Raw genomic sequence first — 24,616 nt, 5'->3', positions numbered from 1 at the left:
CATCACCCGGTAAGGCCCGCTCTTCGGAGCGGGCCTTACCGCTTACCTGCTACAAATCCCCCGAACCAGGAGAAAGCGTATGGCCGACCCGGTAGCGGAAGAGTACTGGCGGGCGAGGCCCGTACTGGTGACGGGTGCCGGTGGCTTCATCGGGGCACATCTGGTGCGACGCCTGTGCGCGCTCGGCGCGCGGGTGCACGCGGTCGGCCGCCGCCTCAGAGAGAGCGCGTACGGCGAGACGTGGCACGTCGCGGACGTCGCCGACGCGGGCGCGGTCGAGTGGCTCGTCGAATCGACCCGCCCCGCCGTCGTGTTCCACCTCGCCAGCGAGGTCGCCGGGGCGAGGGATCCGAAGCTCGTGCTGCCGATGCTGCACAGCAACCTCACCGGCGTGGTCAACCTGCTGACGGCGGTCGCCGACGTCCCCGAGACCAGGGTGGTGCTCGCGGGCTCTCTGGAGGAGCTCCGGCCGGAGGAGGGCGACAAGGCGCCGTCCTCGCCGTACGCGGTGTCCAAGTGGGCCGCCGACGGCTACGCGCGGATGTTCCACCACCTGTGGGGCGTACAGGTGAGCAACCTGCGGATCGGCATGGTCTACGGTCCCGGCCGCCAGGACACCCACAAGCTGGTCCCCTACGTGGCGCTCGCGCTGCTGCGCGGGCGAGAACCCGAGCTCGGCAGCGGCACGCGCCACCTCGACTGGGTGTACGTCGACGACGTGATCGACGCCTTCCTCGCCGCGGGCGAGACCCCGGAGGCGGCGGGCCGCGCCTTCGACATCGGCACCGGGACGGGCACCTCCATCCGCGACACCGTGGAACTCCTCTCCGAGATCGTCGGCGGCCGGACCCGGCCCCGCTACGGCGTGCTCACCGACAGGGCGCTGGACAGCGCCAGGATCGCCGACCCGGCCCCCGCCGCCGAGATCCTCGGCTGGCACCCCGCCGTCGGCCTGGAGGAGGGGCTGCGCAGGACCGTCGACTGGTTCGCCCGCGAAGGCCGCTGAGCGCACCCCTCATCCAGACCGCCCCGCACCTTCCCGTCGACGGCCCCACGTTGACACCGGCCGAGCTCAGAGGGTCGTGAGGTCGAGAAATGCCCCGGGAGCGAGGTGAACCCGGCCTGCGTTCGTCCTGGGGTGGTAACCGAAGAACGAACGCCGGGCCGTCCCGTCGAGGTTCGTGGTGTAGAACGCGCTGCGCGACGCGGTCGGCTCCTCGTAGGCGGCGACCTCATGAAGATGACGTTCGCCGACGACCCCCCAGAGCCTGCCGGCGAGCTCAGGCGTGGTCCACACCGTCCCGGTGCGCGGGTCCGCCACGAAACGGCGGTTCACGTCGTCGTATTCGTGCCGGTAAAGGAGTGTGTGGTCATTCGCCCAGGTGGCGTAGGTGGCGGAGGCGATCGTGGCGATCGGGTAGGACGCCAGGACCTGTCCGGTGGCGGGGTCGAGGACCACGGTCGACAGTGCGTCGTCGTCGCGTTCGTCGTCCCAGATCATGTAGGTCACGGCGAGCAGCCGCCCGTCCGGTGACCAGCACAGCCCGCACTCCCAGCTCGCCGCCCCGACCGCCGACCAGAGGCGGCGGCGCGCTCCGGAGGCGGGGTCGAGCAGGCTCACCACCGCTGTGCCCGGCTCGTCTCCGTCGTCGCCGCTGAGAACCGCGATGGTCGTGCCGTCGGGTGATGACGTCGCGTGCCGGTCGTGCTCGTACTCGGGGTCGGGGCCGTCGAACCATCGCGGTTCGCCGCCGCCGAGAGCCCGCACCCCCACGCCGCTGCCGGAGCGCGCCACCAGTATCAGATGAGTGCCGTCGTGCGACAGGGAACCGATGACCGTTCCGTCCGCCGACTCCGGCAGGCGGGCGAACTCGTTCCGGTCCGCGTCGAGCACGACGGACCGGTCGCCCTCCGTCTCGATGAGCAGTGCCGCCCTGCGAACAAGCCGCTCGGGCAGCGAATCGAGAGCGAATTCCCCAGGATAACGCGCCAAATCACTCTCCGTTGTAGCCGGAAAACTCTTTGCACGCAAACTTCGTGCGCCAATTTGAAATGCATCCAATGTGATATGGATCACACTTTTTGTTTCTTTACGACATTTTTAGCTTAACATCACATCGCGCCTGATCATCTTGCGCACATCTCGCATACGGGGAGCTCATGCGACACAAGGGTTTACAAGTCATTGTCGTTGCGTTATCGCTGGTCGCCGGGCTGCTTGTGCCCGTGGGGCCTTTCAGGGAAGCACAGTCCGCAAACGCCGCGGGGGCGGCGTGCACGAACGACACGAATTGGAGTGTACCGAATACCCAGGGTGAAAGACGCTGCGTGAACGGAGTGGTCGCGAACACCAGGGCCCGAATTTCAAAGGGTCCAGGCTGTCTACTCGGCAGGCTCAACGGCCCGGTGGAGATGTACTCGAAGAACCAGTGCGGCCAGAACGGCCCGGAAACGAATTCCGGCATCGAGTACATCGGTCAGGCGCGAGCCATCTCCTACCTCAACACCAAGATCACCGGTGGTTCGGGGGAGGGGATCCACCCCGACCTTCAGTGGGAGACGACGTTCGGGCAGTCCAGGCCGGACATCATCTACTACAAGCACACCCTCACCCCCCAGCAGCAGCCTTTCGTCCAGGTCATCGAGGCGAAGGTGGCGACCAACTACAAGCCCAACGACTGGAACACCCAGGTCAAGAAGCAGATCAGGGAGATGACCAGCCGCGGCATGACCAACGTCGGCCTCGGCAACGTCCTCCGCGACTACGTCGACCAGTTCTGGGTGAACTTCGGATGTAGCCGGACCGAGTACGGCTACCGGATCCAGGCGTACACGGTCACCTCTCCACGCGATGGCCTCCTGCTCATCACGCTGGCGAAAGAAGTGAAGAACTGCAAGAAGAGGGTGCCCGGCCAGCCGGTCGACCCACTGCCCGACCCTCTACCCATCCCGGTTCCCGACCCGCTTCCCGTCCCGGTCCCGCAGCCCTGGCCGGTGCCCGTCCCGAACCCGATCCCGCTGCCCGACAACGACGTCAGCATCATCACCATCGTCACCCAGACCGCGTTCGCACTGGCCATTCTCCAGGCGCAAATGATCTGGGGAACCTACACCGACTTCATGGAGTGGCTCCGCGGCCTGAGATTCTCCAAGGTCTGGGGCGAGCCGCACCTGATCACCATGGACCGGCTGGCGTACGACATGCAGTCCGTCGGTGAGTTCGTCCTGGCAGAGTCCGACAGCCACGATCTCAGGATCCACGCCCGATTCACCGAGCGGCGTGAGAACGTGTCGGTCATCGACCGGGTGGCCGTGGCGGTCGACGACCACGTCGTCGAGATCGGCGACAACCTTGTCATCGACGGCGAGCCGCGCACGCTCGCGAGCGGCCACGCGGTGCAGTTCGGCGAGACCACGGGCGTCCTGCGCGACGGGAACAGCTACATGGTCTTCTGGGGCGGCATGGACGGGGGCGTGTTCAAGTGGGACGGCAGTTGCTGTCACGCCGGGCTGGCCTTCGGACACGAGCCTCCCACCGACCTCGTCGGACTGCTGGGCAACGCCGACGGCGACCCCAAAAACGACCTGAAACTCCGCGACGGCACCCAGCTACCGGCGACCGCCTCCGCGACGGTCATCCACGGTCAGTACGCCGACTCCTGGCGGATCACCAACGAGGAATCCCTGTTCACCTACGCGCAGGGAAAGAGCACCGCGACCTACACCGACCTGACCTTCCCCTCCGAGATCGTCACCATCCATGATCTGACACCGGAACAGATCTCCGCGGCGAGCACCTACTGCCAGGGGAAGGATGTTCCTCCCGGCCCGGTGTTCGACGCCTGCGTCCTCGACATCGCGCTGACCTCGGACGCCAGCTTCGCCGACATGGCCGCCGAACAGGTGACCACCGTCGTTGACCCGCTCACCGCGACCCTCGACGCCCAGGGTGGCCTGTCCGTCGACTTCCAGTCGAGCACCATGGCCAAGAACCTTCGGCCTGCCAGGGTGTCGCAGGACCCGGCGACAAGCGTCTTCGCCGGCCCGTTCGGCGGCACCGAGTCCTACCGCTTCTACGTCCAGCAACTTCCCTCACATATCAACGGAACCCTGGAACTCGACCTTCTCACCGTCGGCGACTGGGCTTCCGACAGCGACATCGAGACGGTGAGCGTCAGCACAGACCGGAAGAATCCGGTCACGTTCACTCCCGGTCAGCTCACTCCGACGGCCACCGGAACACTCGCCGGCGGCCTACCCTTCGCCAAGTACCGGCTGAACGTCCCCTTCGACCACAAGGAAAGCCAGGCCGAGTTCACCGTCGACGCCACCGGCGTCGCGGGGCTCTCGAACCAGGGGTTCGGCATCGACAACGTGCGGTTGACCATGCCGGTGGTGCCCCCTCAGGAGTTCCAGACCTCCGTGCCGTTCTCCGTCTCCAACGGTGTGCCCGCGGCGGGCGCGGGCAACCTGGAGACGGTCGTGTCGGCGGATCAGTACCGGTTCACCCTCGACCAACCCGGCGCGATCTACATCGACGTCAGGGAATGCCGCGATTTCAAATGGACACTGCTCGACCAGAGCGGCACAGCGGTCACGTACGGCTACTGTTCCGACAAGGAGGTCCGCAACCTGCCCGCCGGCACCTACCGGTTGAACATCCAGGCACAAGGTGACGAGAGCGGCACCTACGCCGTGGGCGTCACCGCCATCCCGGCCGACCCGTCCGTTCCGATCACCATCGGAGGCCCGCCGGTCGACCTCAACCTGACGGCACCGGGACAGAACGGCGCCTGGACCTTCACCGGAACGGCCGGACAGCGCGTCTTCCTCTCCTTCACCGACGGAACCTTCGGCAGCTTCAACGCGGACACCACTCTCAAGAAGCCGGACGGATCCACGCTGAAGAGCTCGATGTTCTGCGGTACCGAGTGCTTCATCGACACGATCACCCTGCCGGTGAGCGGGACGTACACGGTCGCCCTGAACCCCACCGGGTCCTACGTCGGAAAGCTCACCGCGAAGATCACCACGGTCGCGGCCGACGTGTCGCTGCAGGTGCCGACCAACGGCACCGCGGTTCCGCTCACCACCGTCGACGCCGGGCAGAACGGCCACTGGACCTTCGCCGGAACCGCCGGACAGCGCATGTCTTTCAAGTTCACGGCAGGCACCCTCGACGGCATCCTCGAAGCCCAGGTCTCGGTGAGGAAACCGGACGGGAAGAACCTCGTCAATTCGACCTACTGCGACGATTCCTGCTTCATCGACGTGACGGAACTCCCGGCCAGCGGTACGTACACGATCGTCTTCGACCCTGCCGGTGGCCTGACCGGCTCACTGTCGGCCGGCGTCCTGGAGATTCCCTCCGACGCCTCCGCCGCAGTGACGGTCGGTGGTCCCGCCGTCCCGCTGGCGATAACGGTTCCGGGCCAGAACGGGGTATGGACCTTCGCGGGTCTGGCCGGTCAGAGCGTCTCGTTCGGATTCACCGGCGGCACCTTCGGCAGCCTGTACGACGCCAGGGTCTCGGTCATGAAGCCCGACGGGGCGACCCTCGTCAACACGGCGTACTGCGGCACCTCGTGCTCGCTGACTCCGGCGATCCTTCCGGCTGACGGCACCTACACGATCGTGCTGAATCCGGAGGGGAGCAAGATCGGCTCCCTGTCGGCGAAACTGGATGTCGGCGACGTGACGAAGAACGTGACGGTGGGCGATCCGGAGTCCACGATCACTCTCACCTCACCCGGCCAGAACGGCGCCTGGAAATTCACCGGCACCCAAGGCCAACACGTCTCCTTCGGATTCACCAACGGCACCTTCGGCAGCCTCTACAACGCCAGAGTCTCCGTCAAAAAACCCGACGGAACAACAATCATCAACCCCACCTTCTGCGGCACCTCCTGCTCACTACCCCCCGCCACCCTCCCCACCGACGGCACCTACACCGTCGCCCTCGTCCCCGAAAGCGCCTACACCGGAAAACTCACCGCAACAATCGACACCGGATACATCACCAACAACATCACCATCGGAGACCCCGCCACCACCATCACCATCAACTCACCCGGCCAAAACGGCGCATGGAAATTCACCGGCACCCAAGGCCAACACGTCTCCTTCGGATTCACCAACGGCACCTTCGGCAGCCTCTACAACGCCAGAATCTCCGTCAAAAACCCCGACGGAACAACACTCATCCCACCAAAAGCCTGCGGCACCTCCTGCTCACTAACCCCCGCCACCCTCCCCACCAACGGCACCTACACCGTCGCCCTCGTCCCCGAAGACGCCTACACCGGAAAACTCACCGCAACAATCGACACCGGATACATCACCAACAACATCACCATCGGAGACCCCGCCACCACCATCACCATCAACTCACCCGGCCAAAACGGCGCATGGAAATTCACCGGCACCCAAGGCCAACACGTCTCCTTCGGATTCACAGGCGGCACCTTCGGCGACCTCTACAACGCCAGAATCTCCGTCAAAAACCCCGACGGAACAACACTCATCCCACCAAAAGCCTGCGGCACCTCCTGCTCACTAACCCCCGCCACCCTCCCCACCAACGGCACCTACACCGTCGCCCTCGTCCCCGAAGACGCCTACACCGGAAAACTCACCGCAACAATCGACACCGGATACATCACCAACAACATCACCATCGGAGGTTCCCCTTCCACCATCACCCTCGTCTCGCCCGGCCAGGACGGTATGTGGAAGTTCACGGGCACCGCGAACAAGAAGGTTTACCTGCGTTTCACCGGCGGAACCTTCGGCGACCTCTACGACGCCAAAGTCTCGCTCAAAAAACCCGACGGCTCGACGCTGAAGAGTGATCAGGGCTGCGGGACGTCCTGTCAGTGGGACACCACGGTTCTCCCCGTGGACGGCACGTACACGATCCTCCTGGACGGACAGGCGGCCGCCGTCGGCGCGTTGACGGTGACGCTCACCGAGGTCCCGGCGGATGTCACCACCGCCCTGACGGTCAACGGTGGCAGCCGCCCCGTCACCACCACGAGTCCGGGCCAGAACGCGAACTTCGCGTTCTCCGGCACGGCAGGCCAGACCGTCACGGTCACGTTGACGGGGAACACCTACGGGAGCACGTCCTTCATCGTCCGCAAACCCGACGGCACCACGCTGACCAGCAAGTCCACCTCCTCTGCCAGTGTCAGTTTCCCAAGTCTCGCCCTACCGACGACGGGTACTTACACGATCTTCGTGGATCCGTCCGGCCCGGCGATCGGCACCATCTCCGGAGCCGTCACCGGCTGAGTTCAGATTGACGGCGCGGGGAGCGAGGCGCTCGCTCCCCGCGCCTCGGGGCGTCACTCAACGGTGTGACTCGATCTTCATCGGCCGGCTCACCACGGCATGTTCTGGACGACGAGCAGTCTTCACCCAGGCATGGTCATTCGCCGCGCCTCAGGTAACCAAACCCGTGCGGTAGGCGTAGACCACCGCCTGCACGCGGTCACGCAGGTCGAGTTTGGTGAGGATGCGCGACACGTACGTCTTCACGGTCTCCTGGCTGATCACCAACGTCGCGGCGATCTCGCTGTTGGACAGGCCCTCGGCGATGTGGCGCAGTACCTCCAGCTCGCGCGGGGTCAGCGCGATCTCGCCCGGCGCGCCTTCCGCGGGACGAATCCGCGCCGCGTACCTGCCGACGAGCTGCCGCGTCACCTCGGGCGCCAGCAGCGCGGCACCCGCCGCGACGGTACGGATGCCGTGCAGCAACTGCGCCGGCGGGGCGTCCTTGAGCAGGAACCCGCTCGCCCCCGCGCGCAGCGCCTCGTACACGTACTCGTCCAGGTTGAACGTCGTCACCACGAGGACCTTGACGGGGTGCGCCACTCCGGCACCGGCCAGCAGGCGGGTCGCCTCGATGCCGTCGAGCACCGGCATGCGTACGTCCATCACCACGACGTCCGGGTCCAGCCGTCGGGCGAGGTCGACCGCGGCGCGGCCGTCCCCGCACTCGCCCACCACCTCAAGGTCGGCCTGCGCGTCGAGGATCGTCGCGAACCCGGTGCGGATCAGCGCCTGGTCGTCGCAGACCAGGACCCGAATCGGCGCGTTCACGACGGGCTCCCCACCGGGATGCGTGCCCGCACGACGAAACCGCCGTCCGCCCGCCGTTCGGCGCCGAACTCGCCGCCCAGGGCGTCGACCCGCTCGCGGAGCCCGGCGAGGCCCCGCCCGCTCCCGCCGGGCGAGCCGGCCCACGACCCGGACCCGTCGGTGCCGACCTGCACGGTGATCTCCTTCTCGCCGAAGCGCACATGGACCACGGTGCGGCTGCCGTGGGCGTATTTGAGGGCGTTCGTCAGGGACTCCTGCACGACCCTGTAGGCGACGAACTCGGCACTGCCCGCCGATCGCGCCGGGCTTCCCTCCTCGGTGAACTCCACCGGCTGCCCGGCCAGGCGCGTCTGCTCCACGAGCGGGTGAAGCTCGCCGATGGACGGCATCCTCCTGACGACCTCGTCGTGGTCGGGGTTGAGCAGATCGAGCAGGTGCCGCAGATCGGCGATGGCCCGCCGGCCGGTGTCGGTGACGGCGCTCAGGGCCGCGTCAAGGCGATCGGGGGCGGCGGTCAGGTAGCGTGCCGCCTCGGCCTGCACGACCATCGCCGTCACGTGGTGGGTCACGACGTCGTGGAGTTCGCGGGCGATGCGGGTGCGTTCGGCCGTACGGGTGGTCTCGGCGACGTGGCGGCGGCGTTCGGCCTCGGCGGCCCAGGTGGAGCGCAGCCAGGCCCCGATGCCCCACGCGAGAACCAGCGCCAGGTAGAACGTCACGTACCCTTCCGGCCCCTCGGTCGAGCCGAGCCGGTCGAGCGCGAGCGCGAGTGACAGGTACGCCGCGGAGAGGAGGAGCGCGGTGACGCGCCGGTGGCGTTCCAGATAGGCGCCCGCGCTCACGAGCGCGATGGGCAGGGCGACGCCCGCCACCAGGTGGTACGCGCGGAGCTGGTCGAGGGCGAAGCCGAGCGACACCAGGACGAGACAGACGACCGGCCACCGCCGGCGTACGGTGAGCGGGAGGCACTCCAGGGCGATCACCGCGACGGCCGCCGCGTCGAAGGGGCGGCCCGGCAGGTCGCCGAGTTGCGTCCCGTTGTCGTGAAGCGCCGGCAGGAGTGACGCGACGATCAACAACAGCGCGAACGGAAGGTCCCGGACCGTGACGTCGAGTCGCCGCCACAGATCCGGGAGCCGCCACAGATCGATCACTGGGTGAGCGTAGCGGTCTCGCCGGACCGCACACCGCGGCGACGGGGGACCAGGTTGCCGCGTCGGCGGGCCAGCCACATGAAGGCGATCGTCAGCAGCACCCCGAACAGGACCGCGTACGGGCTCGCCTCCGGCCCGAACTCACCGCCGGTGAGCAGGGCCGAGCCCGACGTCACGCCGTTCAGCAGCCCTTGCGACGCGCCGTTGCCCGAGACCTCGGTGCCGAAGATGCCGGCCGCCGCGAAATTCCAGCCGAAGTGCAGGCCGATCGGCACCCACAGGGTGCGGGTGGCGACGTAGGCGGCGGCGAGCATGCCCCCGGCCTCGATCGCGATGGCGATCGCACCCCACAGGTCGGCGTGCTCGTTGGGCAGGTGCACCAGGCCGAACAGCACGCTGGTCAGCGCCAGCGCGATCCAGGTGCCGACGCGTTCCTCGATGATCCGGAACAGGACGCCACGAAAGATCAGCTCCTCCGTCACGGCGACGGCCGCCATGAAGCCGAACAGCGCGACCGCGCCCGTCACCGAGCCCTCGCCGTCGATTCGGTAGCCGCCCAGTAGGGCGATGTTCGCGATGACCGCCGCGAACATCCCGACACCGATCAGCAGCCCCCGGCCGACGGCGGCGGTGGCGCCTGCCGTGGCCACCTCGACCGGCGCCCTGCGCTCGGACCACCGCACCACCCAGGCGTACGCGACCACCGCGAGAACGGCTGTCGCGACCCCGAGAACCAGGGTGAGAAACACGTTCCCCTGTACCGCGTCCACACCCGCCTTGCCGACGAAGGCAACCACCGCGACGGCCAGAAACTGCTTCAACAGGCGCATGACGACTCCCTCACGAGACACCGCGGCCGGAGCGCCGCGGTCACGTCGAGAACGCTATGGATTCAGCGCCCGGGAATCGTCACCGCGCGGTGGACACTCGCGGGTAGCTCGCACGGGGGACAACCGCACCACCGCAGGCTCGCCGGATGAGCCACCGTCTCAGCGTGGCTGTCGGCGCACCATCTCGGTGATCCAGACGGGTGCGAACGGAGACGTGCAGCCCGGGGAGGTCGGATAGTCCTTGAGCACCTCCAGGCGCTCACCGATGTCGATCGCGCGGGCACGGTGCTCGGCGTGCTCGATCCCGATCTGGGCCAGGCAGTGGTTCATCGACCACTGCAGGCGATCCGGGGCGCCTTTCATCTCCGCCTCGATGACGTCGAGCAGCCCTACGAGGTCGAGGACCTCGGGCTTCTTCGCCACGCGTTCGACGGTGAGCGCCCACCCCGCACTCGCGACCGCCGGGTCCGGATCGGCCGACCAGGCAAGCCGCAGTTCCTCGGAGTGCGGGCTCTTCTTCACCACGTAGTTCACCAGCCAGTCGTGCACCTTCGGTGCGCGCGCCTCGCGCACCATCGCGTCCAGCTCGTCACGTCCGAACGCCTTCGGGCGGCAGATCAGGAGTGCGAGCAGTCTCGCCGCGGTGTCATCGGTCTCCCAGAGCCGGCACGCGAGCTCCTGCTGCGTCTTCAGCCGCTTCGCGATCGCGCGCAGCCTGCCGAGGTTCACGCCGTGATCGTCACCGTGTTTCTCGTTCACCTCGCGCATCCTCGGGTCCTCAAGCTCGGCCAGCTCGGCCATCACGTCGGCCACCGTCGTCTCGGCCACTTCGGGCTCCCTTCGTCACGGGCGAAAATCAGCCTATGGCGGCAGCCTGCCCCTGTCGTACATTCCGGTCCGGCAGCGGCCACCGGCGAGGAGGGCGGTTTCCCCGTCCGGGGCCGCCGACCCAGTACTCGGTCGGCACTCAGTCGGCGCGAGTCCCGGAGGCGAGAAAGAAGGGGATGGCGACGAACAGCCGGTCGTCGCGTGCCCTCGCGGCCTGGTCGTCGAGCCAGGCGCCTTCGCCCAGGGGGGCGAGTACCGGCAGTCCCTCGGTGCCGGTCCACACGATCGTGTGGACCTCGACGGTGACGTCTACGAACCCATTCTCCAGCAGGAGGTTCCTGTATCGGCGGGCGACCCGAGGGCTCGGCACGATGTCCGCGCGAGCGTGGACGAGCGTGCGGATGAGGTCGGGATCGTCGGAGTCGATCACGAGTGTGTCCCAGTCCTGGCCGACGAGCACCGCGCGGCCGTTTCTCGCCAGGACCCTGCGAGCCTCGGCGACGGCTCGTTCGGGCTCGGCGAGGGTGTGCAGGACCTTGTCGGCGCGGTAGCCGGTGACCGAGCCGTCGTCGAGAGGGAGTGTGGTGGCGTCGGCGAGATGGAACTCTCCTGCGGGCCAGCGCTCGGTGGCGACCTCGATCATGGCGGGGTCCAGGTCGACGCCGATCGCCCTCACCCCACGGGCGGCCAGCTCGCCGACGGCGCGCCCGCCCCCGCAGCCGACGTCGAGGACGGTGTCGCCCAGCGCCTGGTAGGTGCGTTCCCGCAGGTCGCGGGCCTTAGGTAGGGCGTCATAGGCGTCAAGAACACTAAGTAACATGGACATGGGCGTCATTGTGCGACTTAATGTCGACATGAAGTCAATTGGCGAGGTGGCGGCTCAGTTCGGGTTACCGGCACACGTGCTGCGCCACTGGGAGGCGGAAGGGCTGATGACCCCGGCCCGCGCGGGCGACCGCCGCCGCTACACCGACGCGGACCTGCACCGGGTGGCGGCGATCCTGATCTCGAAGGAGGCGGGCTTCGGACTCGCGGACATCCGGACGATGCTGACCGCCCGGTCCGCACCGGCTCGCCACGAGGTGATGGCCCACCACCGCGAGAGGTTGCTGACACGGATCGCCCGAGCGCAGGTCGCGCTCGTCATGCTGGAGGGCGGTCTGGAATGCCCGCACGACGATCTCATGACATGTTCGCATTTTCAGGGTCTTCTGACCGACCGGCTGCGGCCGTCTTCCGTGACGGACGCGGATCGCCACAACGCGGATCGGACGCGGCCGGACACGCCTGCCCCCTGAAGGCCCGCCCGGTTTCCCGACCGCGGCGGACGCCTCACAAGTCGAGGGCGAAGTCCGGGTGCATCGTCTCCCTGTAGTGGTCGGCGAAGATCTTCGCGGTGAGTTCACCCCGGGTCGACACTTTCACCTTCTCGAATATCTGCTTGAGGTAGCCGCGAACGGTGTGGGTGGACAGGCAGAGCCTCACCGCGATCTCCGAAGTGGTCAGGCCCGCGGCGATCAGGTGGATGACCTGCTGTTCCCTTCGTCCCAGCTGGTACGCCCTCACGATCAGGGGCGCCATCTCGGCGGCGTTGGCCGACTCGATCACCAGAGCCGTCCGGCCGCCCTCGTTACCGGCCTCCCGCAACACGAAACCGTGGATCACCACCCACCGCCCACCGACCTGTAGCCGGGCCCGAGCGGTACCCGTGTCGCGCCCGGCGGCGATGGCGCGGGCCTTGTTCACCACCGAACGCAGCTCGGCGGGTATGGGGGTGACCTCGGGGTCGTCATGGCTCAACCGGGTGAACGGCAGCTGCTGCAGCCATACCCCCGCAGGCTCGTTGAGCGATTCGAGGGCCCCGGTCCGGTCGAACATGAGCAGCCCGGGGCCGTCGGGCACACCGATCACCGGGTTCGGCCGCAACAGCGCCGAGCGCCGGAAGGCCTCACCGATCGGAGCGGAGAGGCTCGCGATCAGGTGTTCCTCCCCGAGGTCGAACGGCTGCGCGTCTGCGGCTCGCCACAGGCACATGTAGCCCCAGACATCGCCTCCGGTCCGGAACACGCACCGCAGCTCGTCACCGAGTCCCTGCACGAGGTTCACAGCGCGATAGCGGGAGCTCCGCGCCGGACGCCCGCCCGTGACGCGATACAGGGACGCGGCCGGCGTCGGCAGACCGGCCAGCGTGTGAAAGTGGTTGACGTCCTCGACGAAGAACTCGTTCTCCCAGTAGAGGTCGCAGTATTCACCGGACCCCAGGTTCTCCAGTCGCGAGGGCGAGGTGGCGAGCATCGTCACCGGATCGGCCCCCGTCCAGAACGAGGCGTCGAAAGGAACGATCTCGCGCAGCAGGCGCGAGAGGTCGGCCAGGAACTCGCCGTCGGCGATGCCCGTCCGCGTCAACCGCAGGATCCGCTCGAACGTGTGCCGGGCCGGTGCACGACGCAGGGCTGACTCCATTGCTTGACAATGAATGACCATATGTCGTCACGCAAGACCCCAAATGGGGGTATTCACAATCCGTTCAGCACACATTTGCGGGGTCCCTCGACCGACGGGCCAGAACGCAGTCTGGAAGCTGACAGCAGGCCCGGGACGGGTGTCTCGGGGCCGAAGACCACCGCGGATCCAGCCGTGGAGTCGCCCCCCAGGAAGCACCACAGCCCTTCCGCGAAAAGGCGCTCCCCACGGCCACGTCGCACCGCGCCGACGACGTCACACCGGATCCGTGCCCACCGACCGGACGACCCATGGGAGAGGCCATGCCGAGACGGAACGCCCTGCTTCTTGGTCCACTGTCCGCAATCTCCGCACTGCTGCTGACCGTGGCGATGCCACAGCCGGCGCAGGCGTACACCCAACAGCACCAGGTCACGGTGGAGCGGGGAGCCTCCTTCTGCGTCCAGGCCACCGCGGGCATCGACCACCGCATCCCCGGCGTGTTCTCCGGCAACCAGGCGTGGGCCCGCGCCTACGCGCTCGCGGGAGACTGCACCACCGTGCAGGGCGCGCGGGCCAGGGTGCGGCTGGAGGTGCAGAAGTGGAACGAGTCCCGCGGTGCGTGGGAGGTGTGCGCGACCGCGAACTGGGTGGAGGGCACGACGGGCAGAAACGAGTTCGGCCTCACCGGACCCAGCATCAGCCTGACCTACACCCCCTGCGGTCCCGGCTGGCACCAGACGAAGGCCGAAGCGCAGAGCTACCGCTACGTCGACAGCGCCGGCCGCTTCCTCTGGTTCGGCGGCACCCTCTACTCGGGCTACGAGTGGGTGGACTGAGCGTTCTCACGCGTGAGACGCCCGACTCGGTTGCCACATACGCGATCGGGCGTGTCCGGCCGCGTTCGACGAGGCGCCAACGCCCCTCCGGGGACAGATGAGCATCGCGGTGAGTCACCTTGCGCTCCTTGAGCGCCTCGGGTCCAGGGCGTGCTTGCCGCGGGTCAGGCCTGCCTCAAGCTCTTGAAGGACCATCGGACCCTCGTCGAGGGGATGCACCTGAGGGGTGCCGGGCACGTAGACGCCCTGCGCGATCAACCGCTCGATCTCGTCGAGCAACCCCTGGTAGATGGAGGGTACTGCCTCTGCCAACGCACCGATGTGGAGTCCTTTGACCTGCACCCGGTGCCTGAAGACCAGGTCGTGGGTCGTCAGGCGGGCGTCTCCGGAGGCGGCGCCGAAGACGACGACTCGGCCGGTGAAAGGTTTGGTCACCGACAAACCGGCCTCGAAGGTGGTCTTGCCGACCGATTCGAGTACCACGTCGACACCGGCGGTCCGGCGCAGGATCTCCTCGGCCAGATCGCCGCGAGAAGGATCCAGAACCACGTCGGCTCCGAGCGCCCTGACGTCGTCGTGTTTCGCCGCCGACGCGGTGGCGATGACGTGAGCCCCGTAGTGACGGGCGAGGCGGACGGCGGCCTGTCCCACGCCTCCCGCGGCGGCATGAATGAGCACCACCTCACCGGCCTTGAGCTCGCCCAGCGGCCGCAGCGCCGCCAGGGCCGTCGCCCAGTTCAGCACCATGCCCAGGGCTTCGGCGTCGCTCCACCCTGAAGGAACCGGGAGGACACCCGTGGCCGGCATCAGCATGTACTGCGCGAAGGCACCGGGGCCGACTCCTATGACATGGGTGCCGACCGGGAGCGGATCATCGATCTCGGCACCGGCGGCGACGATCTCACCGGCTGCTTCGAACCCGGCCACATAGGGAGGACGCGGCCCGCCACCGTAAGTCCCGTGGGTCTGCATCACGTCCGCGAAGTTGATCCCCGCCGCACCCACCCGGATCACGTAGTCACCCGGCCCCGGACCGATGGGACGCGGATGGTCAACCACCAGGACCAGGTCCTTCGGGCCGCTGCGTGAGTGTTGCACCAGGGCACGCATCGTTTCGGCGGATGTCACGTTCTCGATGTCCATCCCCGGAACGTAGGAGCCTCACGCTGGTGTCAAGGTCAAGTCGTTCGCTTCGGCCGGCGTGAGCTCTCGTCCAGGAACGCGTCGAGCGCCGACAGTTGGGTGGTGAGCGCGGCAACGCGGGTCTTGAGGCGATCGCGATAGCGCCGGACCTCGACCAAGAACTCTTCGCACAGTTGATCGCGCCCCATGGATTCGCCCGTGACGTGGGGCAGCACGTCCCTGATCAGTCGCACGGACAGTCCCGAATCCAGCAGCAAGCGAATGACGATCACTCGGTCGATGGTGGAGTCGCAGTAGTCGCGGTATCCATTGCCACGCCGACCAGGGACGATGAGACCTTCGTCCTCGTAGAACCGCAGCGACCTGACGCTGGCGCCACTGATACTGGCCGCCTCACCGATCCTCATACTCGATCCCAACCCACGAAGTCGCCACGATCTTCCCAGACCATCCCGCGACACACCCGAGAGCGACCACGGGCGTCACGAACCTGCTGCCCCACGACAGCTGGAAGTCGAACTCGCCCTTCTTCGTGCCTTCCACGAACGCCTCCCGCACGCTCGCACTAACCACGAACGGCGCCCGCTCCGGAGCCTCCGTATCCCGCAGACCCACCCGACTGTCGGCGTCGTTCGAACTGTGCCCCCTTTATCGGCACCTGGGTTCCAGGGTGGATTCAACCGGCCGTCGCAACACCTTGATCGTGGAGGTGTTGGCAATGGGCCTGGGCGAGAAGCAGCGGGCCATCCGGCTCAGGTGCACTGCATGCCGCTGACCAGCTCCGGTCCGTGGGCGAGGAGTTGCTGACAGAAGTGCTCGCCCGCGTAGTAGCCGGAGGTGATGGTGATCATGACCGGACTCTCGGTCCCGCTGCCGGTGCACTGGTTCGCCAGCACGTGGTAGCCGAGCATCTCCGAGAGCTGGAAGCGGGTGCCGTCCGCGCAGACGTAGTGGCTGTCGGCGTGCGCGGTGGCCGGGGTGACGAACGGTGCGGCGAGAACTGCCAGAAGTAGGGCGGCGCGGCTGATGGTCGTGCGGAAGAAGGTCATAGGAAATGCCTTTTCGCGGGGGTTTGGAAACGTGCCACGACATACCCTTGGTGATTCACCGGCAACCAAACGTGTCCGACAGTGGCCATCCATCGAACCCGAAAACCGGCACCATCTCCGGCCCGGGGAGGTGGAAGCACCTCACCCGCCGTCGACAATGACGGCCTTGCCGCGCGTCCGGCCCTCCCCCGGGCTTTCGCGGCGGCGCATGCTGAAGCCCCGTCTCCTCTGGAAAACCACGAGGGGCGGGGCTTCGTCAGGGGTGACCGGGACGCCTTCTCAGTTTCCGAAAACGGCCGAACGCTCGCTCCGTCACTTCGGGGCCGTCCCGATGGGGACTAGAAAGGACCGTCGGAGCACATCATCGGCTTGCCGTCGATGACGCACGAGTACCAGGTGAGCTCGCGCGGCTTGGCCTGGGCGGCACCCGCGGTCGCGAAACCGACGATCATCAGCGCCGCGGTGGTGGTGGCGGCGAGGGCGACCGTACGCCTGACAAGAGTCCTCATTGAATTCCCCTTCCATCGGTGTGTGCTCCAGGATCAAACCAAGGGCTTCTGCAAACCCACTTGTAAGTCACTGGGAGGAGCCGAAGGTCTCCGTCCTGCTCGCCTCCGACCGGCCCGAGCCGTACGCGACCGGAATTCCTCGTCGGCACTCCCACGGACGCGCCACGGCCGGCGCCGTTAGGGTTCGTGGATGCTGCTGACAATCCTTGGCGGATGCGGTGCGTGGCCGGGAGCAGGTCAGGCCTGCAGCGGTTATCTCGTGGAGCACGACGGGTTCAGGCTGCTCGTCGACCCCGGGTACGCGACGGTGCCGCGGCTGTTGGAACGGATCACCGCTGATCAGGTCGACGCGGTGTTCGTCAGTCACGGACATCCCGATCACTGCGCCGATCTGAACCCGCTGTTGCGGGCACGCGCGTTCCGTGACGATCCGCCGCCTCCCTTGCCGGTGTACTCACTGCCCGGCGCCCTGGACGCGGTGCTCGCGCTGGACCGCCCGGGAATGCTGACCAACGCCCATGCCCTGCGTGAGTTCACCGCCGGCGACCGGATCGACATCGGCCCGTTCCATGCTCAGACCCGTCTGCTGCCGCACTCGGTGCCCAATGCCGGCGTACGACTGACGGCGGGAGGGCGGGTGCTCGCTTACACCGGCGATACCGGCCCGAGCCCCGAGGTGGTGGAGTTGGCACGCGACGCCGACCTGTTTCTGGCCGAGGCCACCTATGCGGACCGGGTCCCTGAGGTTTCGCGGCGCAACCTGTCGAGCGCCCGCCAGGCAGGCCGTCAGGCCAGGGAAGCCGACGTCCGGCACCTGCTGCTGACTCACCTGCAGCCGGGGACGGACGTCACAGCCGCGCGAGCCGCCGCCGGAGCCGAATACGACGGCGAGACCGGCATCGCCACTTCCGGCCTCGCCATCGATCTTTCCTGAGGAAGGTCTCCCCGGGCTTCGAACGCCTCGCGCGGTTCTCCGGCCTCCAGAATGCGGTGCACTTCGATGGCACCGATCATCATCTTCGGGACAGTTAGCGGAGCCAACTGACAGGGAGTATGAATGAGCACGGTCAACTGGGACGAGGTGAAGCAGCGGGCGCGGGAGCGGCATCAGGCTGCGGGACTGCCCGTGCAATCGGATGGTGAGAAGTCCGCCGCGATGGAGCGGCTCGCCGCTGAGGTCAGGGCGCACAAGCTCGCGGAGATCAGCATGAGCAGGATCTGACTCAACGCGACCACCACCATGGGGGCTCCGGGAACGGAGTCAGAAGTCGAACTCGCCCTTCTTCGCGCCGTCCACGAATGCGTCCCAGACACTCGCACTCACCACGAACGGCGCCCGCTCCGGAGCCTCCGTGTCACGCAGGCCCACCCTGCCCCCCGACAACGGAGCCACCTCCAGGCAGTTCCCTTGGTTTGACGCACTCTTGGTGGCCTTACGCCAGGCCGCGCTCTTCAGCTCATCACTCACGCCCATAGCCTCTCCGCCTCTCTGATCAATTCGATCGAGACATACTGAGGGCTTGCCTCAGCTCGGATGGTGTCGTATCGGGCACGGACAGCCTCGACATCTTCTGGCCGATTCGCCACATGTCCGCGCGTTACAGACTCGGCATATACCATATCCGGATTTCCTGGAATCTGGGCGATCACGAATCCTCCCGAAGTCCCCGTGGTCGATCCCCGCACCAAAGGAAGAATCTGGATACCGATCCGCGGCCGCTCGGCCATTTCCAGAAGATACTGGAGTTGGTGTTGCATGACCTCTTCTCCACCGATCGGGCGGTGAAGAACTCCTTCGTCGAGGATAACCCAGAGCATGGGCGGCGTAGATCGCAACAAGATCTTCTGCCGCTCCATGCGAGCCGCGACAGCCTTTCCTACCTGCTTGTCGGTTATGCCAGGCTCCCCACGGATAACCGCCCGCGCGTACTCCTCGGTCTGGAGAAGACCGGGCACGACGAGTGGCTCCCAAGCATGCAAAGCATGCGCTTCCGGTTCGATGTCGAGCCAGTCACGGAACCATCGAGGGCTCGCCGCGTGCGTGATGTGCGTCCAGCAATGGAGGAGCTCTCCGTTCGCCCCCAGAGCGTCATCGCAGCGTTGCGCCAGGTTGTGGCCGGGTTTGCGCTCACCTCTCTCGGTGAAGCTCAGCAGGCTCCTGCTGAACTGGGTCACCTCGGCCAGCTCATTCTGGGTCATTTTTGCCTTTTTTCGATACTTGCGGAGCTCCGCGCCAAAGAGAGCCCACTTTTCGTTTTTGGGGTTGATTTTTGGGTTCTTCGGCATTTCAGCTCCGTCCAGCCGGGGGATTCCACATCGTGGCACAAAAAACACAGCTTTCCACAAACTGTCACACTGATGTGCCTCGACTTTCGATACCAAAAGTAGTCACTCGGAGGCACCCTGTGAAGAGGTCAGGGGGAGCGGAAAATCTGCCGGATCAGCCCTGCCTTACGCGCGGAGAGCGGCTTCCTACTGCCGTCGAAAAAATCACCAGGTATGTCCGGATAAGGGGAGTGAAAATGTCCGTCGATTCACTGGAAAACGCACCCTAGGCACGGCTCACGCCTCTTCCGGACACACACCTGTCACCGCCGAGTAAGTCTCACCCCGTGAACAGCAGTCACTTCGCGCAAGACGGAAATACCTCGCCCTGTTGCCCCTAATACCCCAAAACGAAGCGGGGCCTGCCACGGCACGACACGCCATGACAAGCCCCTCGACCGGACGTAGGAGGTCCGATCTGATGCATCACCCTAGAGGAAACCCCAGGCCGATCAGGGTGCGTTGGCACGCGGGCCGGCCACCGATGCCGCTCGGCTGCCGCTGGTGCGGTCATCCCCCGTACGCGCACGAGGCCGCGAGCCTGCCGCACCGTGCCCGCCACCACTGGGAGCAGCCCACCCCCGCCCAGGTCCACGCCCGGATGACCGTCCGCCGCCGCCTCAACCTCTCCAGCCGCCCACCCGTCTCAACGCCCATCCGCACGATCCCCGGCCCCACACCCTCCGCCGCTCTCCCCGCGCGGTCCGTGGCGGTCTCCCCCGGTCGGCACCGGCGACCGGAGCAGCCCGGCGTCACGGCTCCCGTGCCGTACCGGCGAGGACGACCGCCGAGCACTCGTACCCCCTCCGGCAAGCACACCCCGTACCGGCAGGGAGCGACGACATGAACGAACGCGTCCCCCAGCCCCGGCAGAGCGGGAGACACCGGCGCGGGGCCGTCACCGAGCGGGTCGACTCCCGCCCCTGGGACCTGGCCGAGCGCGCCGCCGCCGAGCAGCTCGACCAGATCGAGCCCGCCTGGACCGTCTGGTACGGCACCGGCACCCGGCACTTCCACGCCGTCGCCGTCTGGCCCGCCGCCGAACCCCTGATCGTGCGGGCCCGCACCGCCGACGAACTACGCGCCCTGATGCGCGAGGCCGAGGACACCACACCGCCGCCCCGAGGAGGATCCATGCCCGAGACCCCTGACACCCCACCGGAGCCGGATGACTCGCGGACTCCGGCCGACCCCCGCACCGTCTGCTGGGACCTGCCGCACGACCTGCCGATCGTCGGCAAGGCCCGCGCCATGGCGAGCGAGACCCTCGCCGCCTGGGCGCTGCACCACCTCGCCGACGATGTCGCCCTGGTGGTCGGCGAGCTGCTCGCCAACGCGATCGTCCACGGCGAGCCCGTGGTCAGGCTCTCCCTGTGGGCCGACGCCGACGAGTTCCAGGTCCAGGTCACCGACCGGGGCACCGGGCAGCCGCGTCATCTAACCTTGGATCCCGAGTCGCTGCACGGCCGCGGGCTGGCCATCGTCAGGGCCATCGCCCACGATCACGGCGTCAATCCTCTTCCCGACCGCCCCGGCAAAACCGTCTGGGCCCGCTGGCACCTACCCCCACGAGTTGTCCGGCCCGCTTTCTGAACCAGTGGTGACCGCTCATGACTTGCCAGGCTCATCAGCGCCGATGCGAACAGACCGCCTTCGCGGACCACTTGGCCGCGCCCCAGCGTCCATGACAAGGGTCAGGGCGTGATCCGGTAGATGTGGTGGGAGTGTTCGGCGGCGAAGGAGTCGGTGAACCTGCCCTGCGCGTCGACGGGGACCGTCCGATTCTCGAAGAGGGCCTCGGCGCGGGCGGCCCGCAGCCCGCGCGGCAGCGTGAAGGTGCGCCTGCCGGGGGAGGTGTTCGCGTCGAGCATCGCGAAGACGTAGTACGAGCCCTGGTGGTGTTTCAGCATGGTGTCGAGGCCGGGGCCGAAGCGGTGCGCGTACGACTGGGTGTTCAGCACCGGGGCGAGCTGCCCGATCCGCCGGTTGATCTCGGCCACCGCGGGCCTGACCTCCTTTCCGCACCCCTCGCGCAGCACGTGCTGGGAGTGGCACGGCCCGCCGAAGTTGTGGTTGAAGTAGATGATGCCCCTGGCCTCGTGGATCAGCGAGCTCATCACCGCGCCCGTCACCTGCTCCGGCCGGATCGCCCGGGTGTCGTTCTCGGCGGGCCAGCCGACCTCGACGAAGCCGTAGATCGGCTGGCGACGGCCGTCCAGCGCGTCCAGTTCGCGCTGGCGGTCGAGGACGGCGCCGTAGTTGGCCGCCCTGCGGCACCTGGAGGCAGGCAGGGACAGGAAGTTCTGCCCGTCCAGGCAGACGCTCGCGCTGGTGTACCAGTACACGTCGGAGGAGACGACGTCGGTGAAGCGGTTGACGAACGTGGCGGCGTCCGCGTCCCTCTCCCACATCATCACGCCCTTGCCGTAGTTGGCGTAGTGCATCCTGCCGTCGCCCTTCGGGACCTCCTCCTTGCGGGTACGCAGCACGGTGAAACCGCACCCCCTGTCCTCGGGCACGCACAGGGAGCCCTCACCGGGGTGCTTGCCGGTCCACTGCGCGTCTCCCGCCTTCGCCCACATGTCGACCTCGTCGTTGAGCAGCCAGCCCACCGTCTCGTTGCCGTAGCCGGGCAGGGGGGCGCGCGTCAGCGCCGACATGCCGTTCCTGCGCACCAGCGCCATGTCGCTGGTCTCGGTCAGCTCCACGTAGGTGTTGATCCCGGCGGCCCGGTCCTTGTCCACGTCACCCTGGGTGATCACGGACTCGAACCAGACGCCCACCGGGAAGAACGACGAGTTCGTCCAGCCCGCCGCCGTCGGCGCGGCGAACCGCCCGTAGTAGGCGGGCCCGCCCTCCCACGGCACCCGCGCGGCGCCTCCGGGAGGCCCCGCGGCCCACGCACTGTCGGCGTCGGCCGACGCCCCGGCGAGCGGACCCCGGTCCTCGCCCCCGGGCGCGCCGATCAGGGTGAGTCCGAGCACCGCCACCGACACCGAGACGGCTCCCGCCCCGACCAGCAGCGGCAACGACCGTCTGGTCCGGCGTCCCGGCGTCCCGGCGTGGTTCTCAGATCTCATGCCCCTGTCCTTCTCATCGCGGACCCGGTGACAGCTCGGCGAGCGCCATCAGCTGAGCGGCACGCGACGCCCAGGAGGCACCGAGCACGGATCCCCGCACGGTCTCGGCCGGTTGCAACCCGCCGTCGCGCAGCGTCGCACGAACAGCATCGACGAAAAGGCCGCCGTCGGCCGCGATTCTCACGCGGTCGGCATAGTTCGCGAGCTCCTGGAAGTCGGTGCTGACGACCGGCAGGCCTAGGGCGAGGTACTCCTTGAGTTTGATCGGGTTCGAGTGCCTGATCCACGGGTTGTCCAGCCACGGCATGATCGCGACGTCGAACCCCGATCCGTACGCGGGAATCCGCTCGTACGGCCTGAAGCCGAGCCAGTGGACGTTCGGGTGGCGAGTGAGCCGTTCCATCGGGACGGTCGCGTCGCCGATGAGGACCAGCGAGACGTCCGGCAGCTCGACGGCGAGCCGTTCGAGCAGGTCGAAGTCGACGAGATAGTCGTCCAGCGCACCGAAGAAACCCACCCTCGGTCCGGGGATCGCACGGAGGTCGGCGGGCTGCTCGCTCTCCGGGCGCCGCCGGAAGTGGTCGGTGTCCACACCGTGGTCGAGGAAGTGCGCGCGCTCTCCGGTCACGCCTTTCTCCTCGCCCATCAGCGCGCTGCTGACGTAGATCACGTGGTCGGAGCGCTCCAGCAGGCCGCGTTCCAGCGCCTCGATGGTCGGCCGGTCGGACTCGGGGAACGACGAGTGCCGGTCGGAGCGGTTGAACACCAGCGCGCGCCTGCGCATCGGCCGCACCACGTCCCACGCCGTGGGGATGGTCACCATGATCACGGGTCGGCGCAGGCCGAGTGCCCACGAGACGGCGAGCACCTGGGCACGGACCAGCAGGGCGTTCACCCGCCTCGCCAGCGGCGACCCGTAGAAGGGCAGCGGCAGCGGGGACATCACGTAGAAGCCGGGCAGCTCCCGCAGCGGCCTCCTGACGAGCATCGCGACGCTGCGCAGCTTGCGCCCGACGCGTCGCAGCACCTGCGTGGACCTGCCCGGCATCGGCATGCGCATCCCGATGCTGTTGACGACGAGGACCTTCCGGTGAGCGGCGATCGAACGCATGAGCTGGAAGTCCGAGTGCGCTCGGTTGTGGTACCACCAGTCCTGCGCCGAGAAGCAGACGTAGCCGGGGGAGGGGGCCGCCGCCTCACCGGCCGAAGAGCCCGCCGTACGGACGGCGGGCGTAGGGGAGACCGCCTCACCGGTCGGGGAGGACGTCGTACGGGGGGCTTCTTCCGGAGGAGCCGTCTCATCGGCCGCGGAGGACGTCGTACCGGCGAGGGATGCCGGTCGGGGAGCCTGGGCGGGCAGGAGAGGCCATTCGCGCAGGGGGAACAGCTGGCGCAGGGCGGCCCGGTGTCGCCTCCCGCCCGCCCGGCCCTTCGCGACCGCGCGGACCAGCTCGTTGAGCCCGACGGCCAGCCGCATCAGCTGCCCGCGTGGGCGGCCGTACCGCTCCCGGTGCATCCGGACCCGGTTGGCCGACGACAGCGCCCACAGCATGCTCGACGTGGACTGCTCGCCACCGAGATGCACCGCCACGGCACGGGGCTCGTACCGGACGGCGAAGCCCGCCTCCCCCGCCCTGAGCATGTACTCGGTCTCCTCCGAGTACAGGAAGTAGCGCTCCTCCAGGGGGTCCAGGGCGTCCAGGCACGTGCGGGAGATCATCCAGGCCGCACCGGACACCCAGTCGGCCGTCTGCGGCCTGTCGTAGGCGGCCGGGTCCACGACCAACTCGCCGAGCGCCGGGATCCGCCCGGCCCTGTGCCCACCGAGCAGCGCCTCCCCGAGCGCCCTCGGCACGGTGGGGCGCCTGCGCAGGGAGAGGTGGAGCTCCCCCGTCTCACCGGTGAGGCGGGGGGCGGCGATCCCGGTTCCCGGCAGGGCGAGCGCCTGCCTGAGCAGGAGCACGGAACCGGGCGCGAGCCGGATGTCGGGGTTCAGCACCAGTACGTCGCAGCCGTCCGCGGCGGCGATGCCCGCGTTCACTCCGGCTGCGAAGCCCGCGTTGCGCCCGGTCTGGATCACCTCGGCCTCCGGAGCGACCTCGCGCACCCGCGCGACGGTGTCGTCGGCCGAGGCGTTGTCCACCACCACGACCCGTGCGGGACCCGCGTCTGCGAGTGCCGCGTCGAGCGAGCGCAGGCAGCCTTCGATGACCTTGCCACTCGAATACGTGACGATCACTATGGCGAGCGGGGGCCAGTCTGGAACAGCCATGTCGGAGCCGTTTCTCGTGGAAGAGGACCGTACGGGGAGAGC

Annotated in this window: 24 protein-coding genes; 8 read left to right on the top strand and 16 right to left on the bottom strand. The window is 67.7% G+C overall.

The window, feature by feature from the left end; genetic code table 11:
- The first annotated feature begins 79 nt into the window (after window positions 1-79).
- Window positions 80-1,006: an NAD-dependent epimerase/dehydratase family protein gene (locus ACIBH4_RS23900; protein ID WP_362764876.1), complete on the top strand. Its 927-nt coding sequence runs from the start codon at window positions 80-82 to the stop codon at window positions 1,004-1,006.
- A gap of 66 nt (window positions 1,007-1,072) precedes the next feature.
- On the opposite strand, the gene ACIBH4_RS23895 is transcribed toward ACIBH4_RS23900, so the two are convergent.
- Window positions 1,073-1,993, bottom strand: coding sequence for a hypothetical protein (locus tag ACIBH4_RS23895; RefSeq protein ID WP_362764873.1), 921 nt, complete (start codon window positions 1,991-1,993; stop codon window positions 1,073-1,075).
- Window positions 1,994-2,328: 335 nt separating this feature from the next.
- On the opposite strand from ACIBH4_RS23895, the gene ACIBH4_RS23890 reads away from it, so the two are divergent.
- Window positions 2,329-7,293 carry a VWD domain-containing protein gene (locus ACIBH4_RS23890; RefSeq protein WP_399172834.1) on the top strand — a complete coding sequence of 1,655 codons (4,965 nt, stop codon included), beginning with the start codon at window positions 2,329-2,331 and terminating at the stop codon, window positions 7,291-7,293.
- Between the two features lie 150 nt (window positions 7,294-7,443).
- Here ACIBH4_RS23890 and ACIBH4_RS23885 read toward each other — a convergent pair whose 3' ends face one another.
- The 5 genes from ACIBH4_RS23885 to ACIBH4_RS23865 all read right to left on the bottom strand — a co-directional run bounded on the left by ACIBH4_RS23885 (window position 7,444) and on the right by ACIBH4_RS23865 (window position 11,741).
- Window positions 7,444-8,103, bottom strand: coding sequence for a response regulator transcription factor (locus ACIBH4_RS23885; RefSeq protein ID WP_362515088.1), 660 nt, complete (start codon window positions 8,101-8,103; stop codon window positions 7,444-7,446).
- Window positions 8,100-9,257: a histidine kinase gene (locus ACIBH4_RS23880; protein WP_362764864.1), complete on the bottom strand. Its 1,158-nt coding sequence runs from the start codon at window positions 9,255-9,257 to the stop codon at window positions 8,100-8,102. Before ACIBH4_RS23880 ends, ACIBH4_RS23885 begins: the two co-directional genes overlap by 4 nt.
- Complete coding sequence (locus ACIBH4_RS23875) at window positions 9,254-10,087, bottom strand: CPBP family intramembrane glutamic endopeptidase (protein ID WP_362515094.1); 834 nt, start codon at window positions 10,085-10,087, stop codon at window positions 9,254-9,256. The genes ACIBH4_RS23880 and ACIBH4_RS23875 overlap by 4 nt, the downstream gene beginning before the upstream one ends.
- Before the next feature lie 159 nt (window positions 10,088-10,246).
- On the bottom strand, window positions 10,247-10,888 hold the full coding sequence (locus ACIBH4_RS23870) for a DNA alkylation repair protein (RefSeq protein ID WP_399172891.1): 642 nt from the start codon (window positions 10,886-10,888) through the stop codon (window positions 10,247-10,249).
- Between the two features lie 166 nt (window positions 10,889-11,054).
- Window positions 11,055-11,741: a methyltransferase domain-containing protein gene (locus ACIBH4_RS23865; RefSeq protein WP_362764861.1), complete on the bottom strand. Its 687-nt coding sequence runs from the start codon at window positions 11,739-11,741 to the stop codon at window positions 11,055-11,057.
- On the opposite strand from ACIBH4_RS23865, the gene ACIBH4_RS23860 reads away from it, so the two are divergent.
- The gene (locus ACIBH4_RS23860) at window positions 11,734-12,213 is read left to right on the top strand and encodes a MerR family transcriptional regulator (RefSeq protein WP_362764858.1); all 480 of its coding nucleotides are present in this window, start codon (window positions 11,734-11,736) and stop codon (window positions 12,211-12,213) included. The two genes, ACIBH4_RS23865 and ACIBH4_RS23860, sit on opposite strands and share 8 nt — an antisense overlap.
- A 34-nt stretch (window positions 12,214-12,247) precedes the next feature.
- Here ACIBH4_RS23860 and ACIBH4_RS23855 read toward each other — a convergent pair whose 3' ends face one another.
- Window positions 12,248-13,378, bottom strand: a complete 1,131-nt coding sequence (locus ACIBH4_RS23855; RefSeq protein WP_362515107.1) for a LuxR C-terminal-related transcriptional regulator — start codon at window positions 13,376-13,378, stop codon at window positions 12,248-12,250.
- Window positions 13,379-13,680: 302 nt separating this feature from the next.
- On the opposite strand from ACIBH4_RS23855, the gene ACIBH4_RS23850 reads away from it, so the two are divergent.
- Window positions 13,681-14,196 (top strand): hypothetical protein, encoded by a 516-nt coding sequence (locus tag ACIBH4_RS23850; RefSeq protein ID WP_362515110.1) that lies wholly within the window; start codon window positions 13,681-13,683, stop codon window positions 14,194-14,196.
- Window positions 14,197-14,310: 114 nt separating this feature from the next.
- Here the strand turns inward: ACIBH4_RS23850 and ACIBH4_RS23845 are convergent, their stop codons facing one another.
- The 5 genes from ACIBH4_RS23845 to ACIBH4_RS23825 form a co-directional block, all read right to left on the bottom strand.
- Complete coding sequence (locus ACIBH4_RS23845; protein WP_362515112.1) at window positions 14,311-15,339, bottom strand: zinc-binding dehydrogenase; 1,029 nt, start codon at window positions 15,337-15,339, stop codon at window positions 14,311-14,313.
- A 35-nt stretch (window positions 15,340-15,374) separates the two neighbouring features.
- Window positions 15,375-15,746: a MerR family transcriptional regulator gene (locus tag ACIBH4_RS23840; RefSeq protein WP_362515115.1), complete on the bottom strand. Its 372-nt coding sequence runs from the start codon at window positions 15,744-15,746 to the stop codon at window positions 15,375-15,377.
- Window positions 15,733-15,882 (bottom strand): hypothetical protein, encoded by a 150-nt coding sequence (locus ACIBH4_RS23835; RefSeq protein WP_362515119.1) that lies wholly within the window; start codon window positions 15,880-15,882, stop codon window positions 15,733-15,735. Before ACIBH4_RS23835 ends, ACIBH4_RS23840 begins: the two co-directional genes overlap by 14 nt.
- A gap of 209 nt (window positions 15,883-16,091) precedes the next feature.
- Complete coding sequence (locus ACIBH4_RS23830; protein ID WP_362515122.1) at window positions 16,092-16,388, bottom strand: hypothetical protein; 297 nt, start codon at window positions 16,386-16,388, stop codon at window positions 16,092-16,094.
- A 338-nt stretch (window positions 16,389-16,726) separates the two neighbouring features.
- A complete protein-coding gene (locus tag ACIBH4_RS23825) occupies window positions 16,727-16,897 on the bottom strand; it encodes a hypothetical protein (protein ID WP_362515126.1) in 171 nt (56 codons plus the stop codon).
- Between the two features lie 190 nt (window positions 16,898-17,087).
- Between ACIBH4_RS23825 and ACIBH4_RS23820 the strand changes: the two genes are divergently transcribed.
- Both ACIBH4_RS23820 and ACIBH4_RS23815 read left to right on the top strand, forming a co-directional pair.
- Window positions 17,088-17,831: an MBL fold metallo-hydrolase gene (locus ACIBH4_RS23820; RefSeq protein ID WP_362515129.1), complete on the top strand. Its 744-nt coding sequence runs from the start codon at window positions 17,088-17,090 to the stop codon at window positions 17,829-17,831.
- Between the two features lie 123 nt (window positions 17,832-17,954).
- Window positions 17,955-18,119, top strand: a complete 165-nt coding sequence (locus ACIBH4_RS23815; protein ID WP_362515133.1) for a hypothetical protein — start codon at window positions 17,955-17,957, stop codon at window positions 18,117-18,119.
- Between the two features lie 39 nt (window positions 18,120-18,158).
- Here ACIBH4_RS23815 and ACIBH4_RS23810 read toward each other — a convergent pair whose 3' ends face one another.
- Together ACIBH4_RS23810 and ACIBH4_RS23805 are read right to left on the bottom strand one after the other, a co-directional pair.
- Complete coding sequence (locus ACIBH4_RS23810) at window positions 18,159-18,371, bottom strand: DUF397 domain-containing protein (protein ID WP_362515135.1); 213 nt, start codon at window positions 18,369-18,371, stop codon at window positions 18,159-18,161.
- Window positions 18,362-19,183 (bottom strand): helix-turn-helix transcriptional regulator, encoded by an 822-nt coding sequence (locus tag ACIBH4_RS23805; protein WP_362515137.1) that lies wholly within the window; start codon window positions 19,181-19,183, stop codon window positions 18,362-18,364. The genes ACIBH4_RS23810 and ACIBH4_RS23805 overlap by 10 nt, the downstream gene beginning before the upstream one ends.
- A gap of 460 nt (window positions 19,184-19,643) precedes the next feature.
- Between ACIBH4_RS23805 and ACIBH4_RS23800 the strand changes: the two genes are divergently transcribed.
- Together ACIBH4_RS23800 and ACIBH4_RS23795 are read left to right on the top strand one after the other, a co-directional pair.
- Window positions 19,644-20,069: a hypothetical protein gene (locus tag ACIBH4_RS23800; RefSeq protein WP_362515139.1), complete on the top strand. Its 426-nt coding sequence runs from the start codon at window positions 19,644-19,646 to the stop codon at window positions 20,067-20,069.
- Window positions 20,066-20,815, top strand: a complete 750-nt coding sequence (locus ACIBH4_RS23795; protein WP_362764855.1) for an ATP-binding protein — start codon at window positions 20,066-20,068, stop codon at window positions 20,813-20,815. The genes ACIBH4_RS23800 and ACIBH4_RS23795 overlap by 4 nt, the downstream gene beginning before the upstream one ends.
- Window positions 20,816-20,916: 101 nt before the next feature.
- Here the strand turns inward: ACIBH4_RS23795 and ACIBH4_RS23790 are convergent, their stop codons facing one another.
- The gene (locus ACIBH4_RS23790) at window positions 20,917-22,302 is read right to left on the bottom strand and encodes a hypothetical protein (protein WP_362515143.1); all 1,386 of its coding nucleotides are present in this window, start codon (window positions 22,300-22,302) and stop codon (window positions 20,917-20,919) included.
- Between the two features lie 13 nt (window positions 22,303-22,315).
- Entirely contained in the window at window positions 22,316-24,574 is a 2,259-nt protein-coding gene (locus tag ACIBH4_RS23785; protein ID WP_362764852.1) for a glycosyltransferase, read from the bottom strand.
- Window positions 24,575-24,616 lie beyond the last annotated feature (42 nt).

The organism is Streptosporangium sp. NPDC050284, from assembly GCF_044459525.1.
In the GTDB taxonomy this organism is placed as follows: domain Bacteria; phylum Actinomycetota; class Actinomycetes; order Streptosporangiales; family Streptosporangiaceae; genus Streptosporangium.
Note: the sequence above shows the minus strand (reverse complement) of the source record. Positions and strands in the feature narration are given on the sequence as shown.

Coding starts and splice junctions, on each gene's coding strand:
- ACIBH4_RS23840 (WP_362515115.1), bottom strand. CDS start 15,746: ATGAGGATCGGTGAGGCGGCCAGTATCAGTGGCGCCAGCGTCAGGTCG.
- ACIBH4_RS23830 (WP_362515122.1), bottom strand. CDS start 16,388: ATGACCTTCTTCCGCACGACCATCAGCCGCGCCGCCCTACTTCTGGCA.
- ACIBH4_RS23820 (WP_362515129.1), top strand. CDS start 17,088: ATGCTGCTGACAATCCTTGGCGGATGCGGTGCGTGGCCGGGAGCAGGT.
- ACIBH4_RS23805 (WP_362515137.1), bottom strand. CDS start 19,183: ATGCCGAAGAACCCAAAAATCAACCCCAAAAACGAAAAGTGGGCTCTC.
- ACIBH4_RS23850 (WP_362515110.1), top strand. CDS start 13,681: ATGCCGAGACGGAACGCCCTGCTTCTTGGTCCACTGTCCGCAATCTCC.
- ACIBH4_RS23875 (WP_362515094.1), bottom strand. CDS start 10,087: ATGCGCCTGTTGAAGCAGTTTCTGGCCGTCGCGGTGGTTGCCTTCGTC.
- ACIBH4_RS23855 (WP_362515107.1), bottom strand. CDS start 13,378: ATGGAGTCAGCCCTGCGTCGTGCACCGGCCCGGCACACGTTCGAGCGG.
- ACIBH4_RS23795 (WP_362764855.1), top strand. CDS start 20,066: ATGAACGAACGCGTCCCCCAGCCCCGGCAGAGCGGGAGACACCGGCGC.
- ACIBH4_RS23865 (WP_362764861.1), bottom strand. CDS start 11,741: ATGTCCATGTTACTTAGTGTTCTTGACGCCTATGACGCCCTACCTAAG.
- ACIBH4_RS23845 (WP_362515112.1), bottom strand. CDS start 15,339: ATGGACATCGAGAACGTGACATCCGCCGAAACGATGCGTGCCCTGGTG.
- ACIBH4_RS23810 (WP_362515135.1), bottom strand. CDS start 18,371: ATGGGCGTGAGTGATGAGCTGAAGAGCGCGGCCTGGCGTAAGGCCACC.
- ACIBH4_RS23815 (WP_362515133.1), top strand. CDS start 17,955: ATGAGCACGGTCAACTGGGACGAGGTGAAGCAGCGGGCGCGGGAGCGG.
- ACIBH4_RS23800 (WP_362515139.1), top strand. CDS start 19,644: ATGCATCACCCTAGAGGAAACCCCAGGCCGATCAGGGTGCGTTGGCAC.
- ACIBH4_RS23870 (WP_399172891.1), bottom strand. CDS start 10,888: ATGGCCGAGCTGGCCGAGCTTGAGGACCCGAGGATGCGCGAGGTGAAC.
- ACIBH4_RS23900 (WP_362764876.1), top strand. CDS start 80: ATGGCCGACCCGGTAGCGGAAGAGTACTGGCGGGCGAGGCCCGTACTG.
- ACIBH4_RS23785 (WP_362764852.1), bottom strand. CDS start 24,574: ATGGCTGTTCCAGACTGGCCCCCGCTCGCCATAGTGATCGTCACGTAT.
- ACIBH4_RS23825 (WP_362515126.1), bottom strand. CDS start 16,897: ATGAGGACTCTTGTCAGGCGTACGGTCGCCCTCGCCGCCACCACCACC.
- ACIBH4_RS23860 (WP_362764858.1), top strand. CDS start 11,734: ATGGACATGGGCGTCATTGTGCGACTTAATGTCGACATGAAGTCAATT.
- ACIBH4_RS23790 (WP_362515143.1), bottom strand. CDS start 22,302: ATGAGATCTGAGAACCACGCCGGGACGCCGGGACGCCGGACCAGACGG.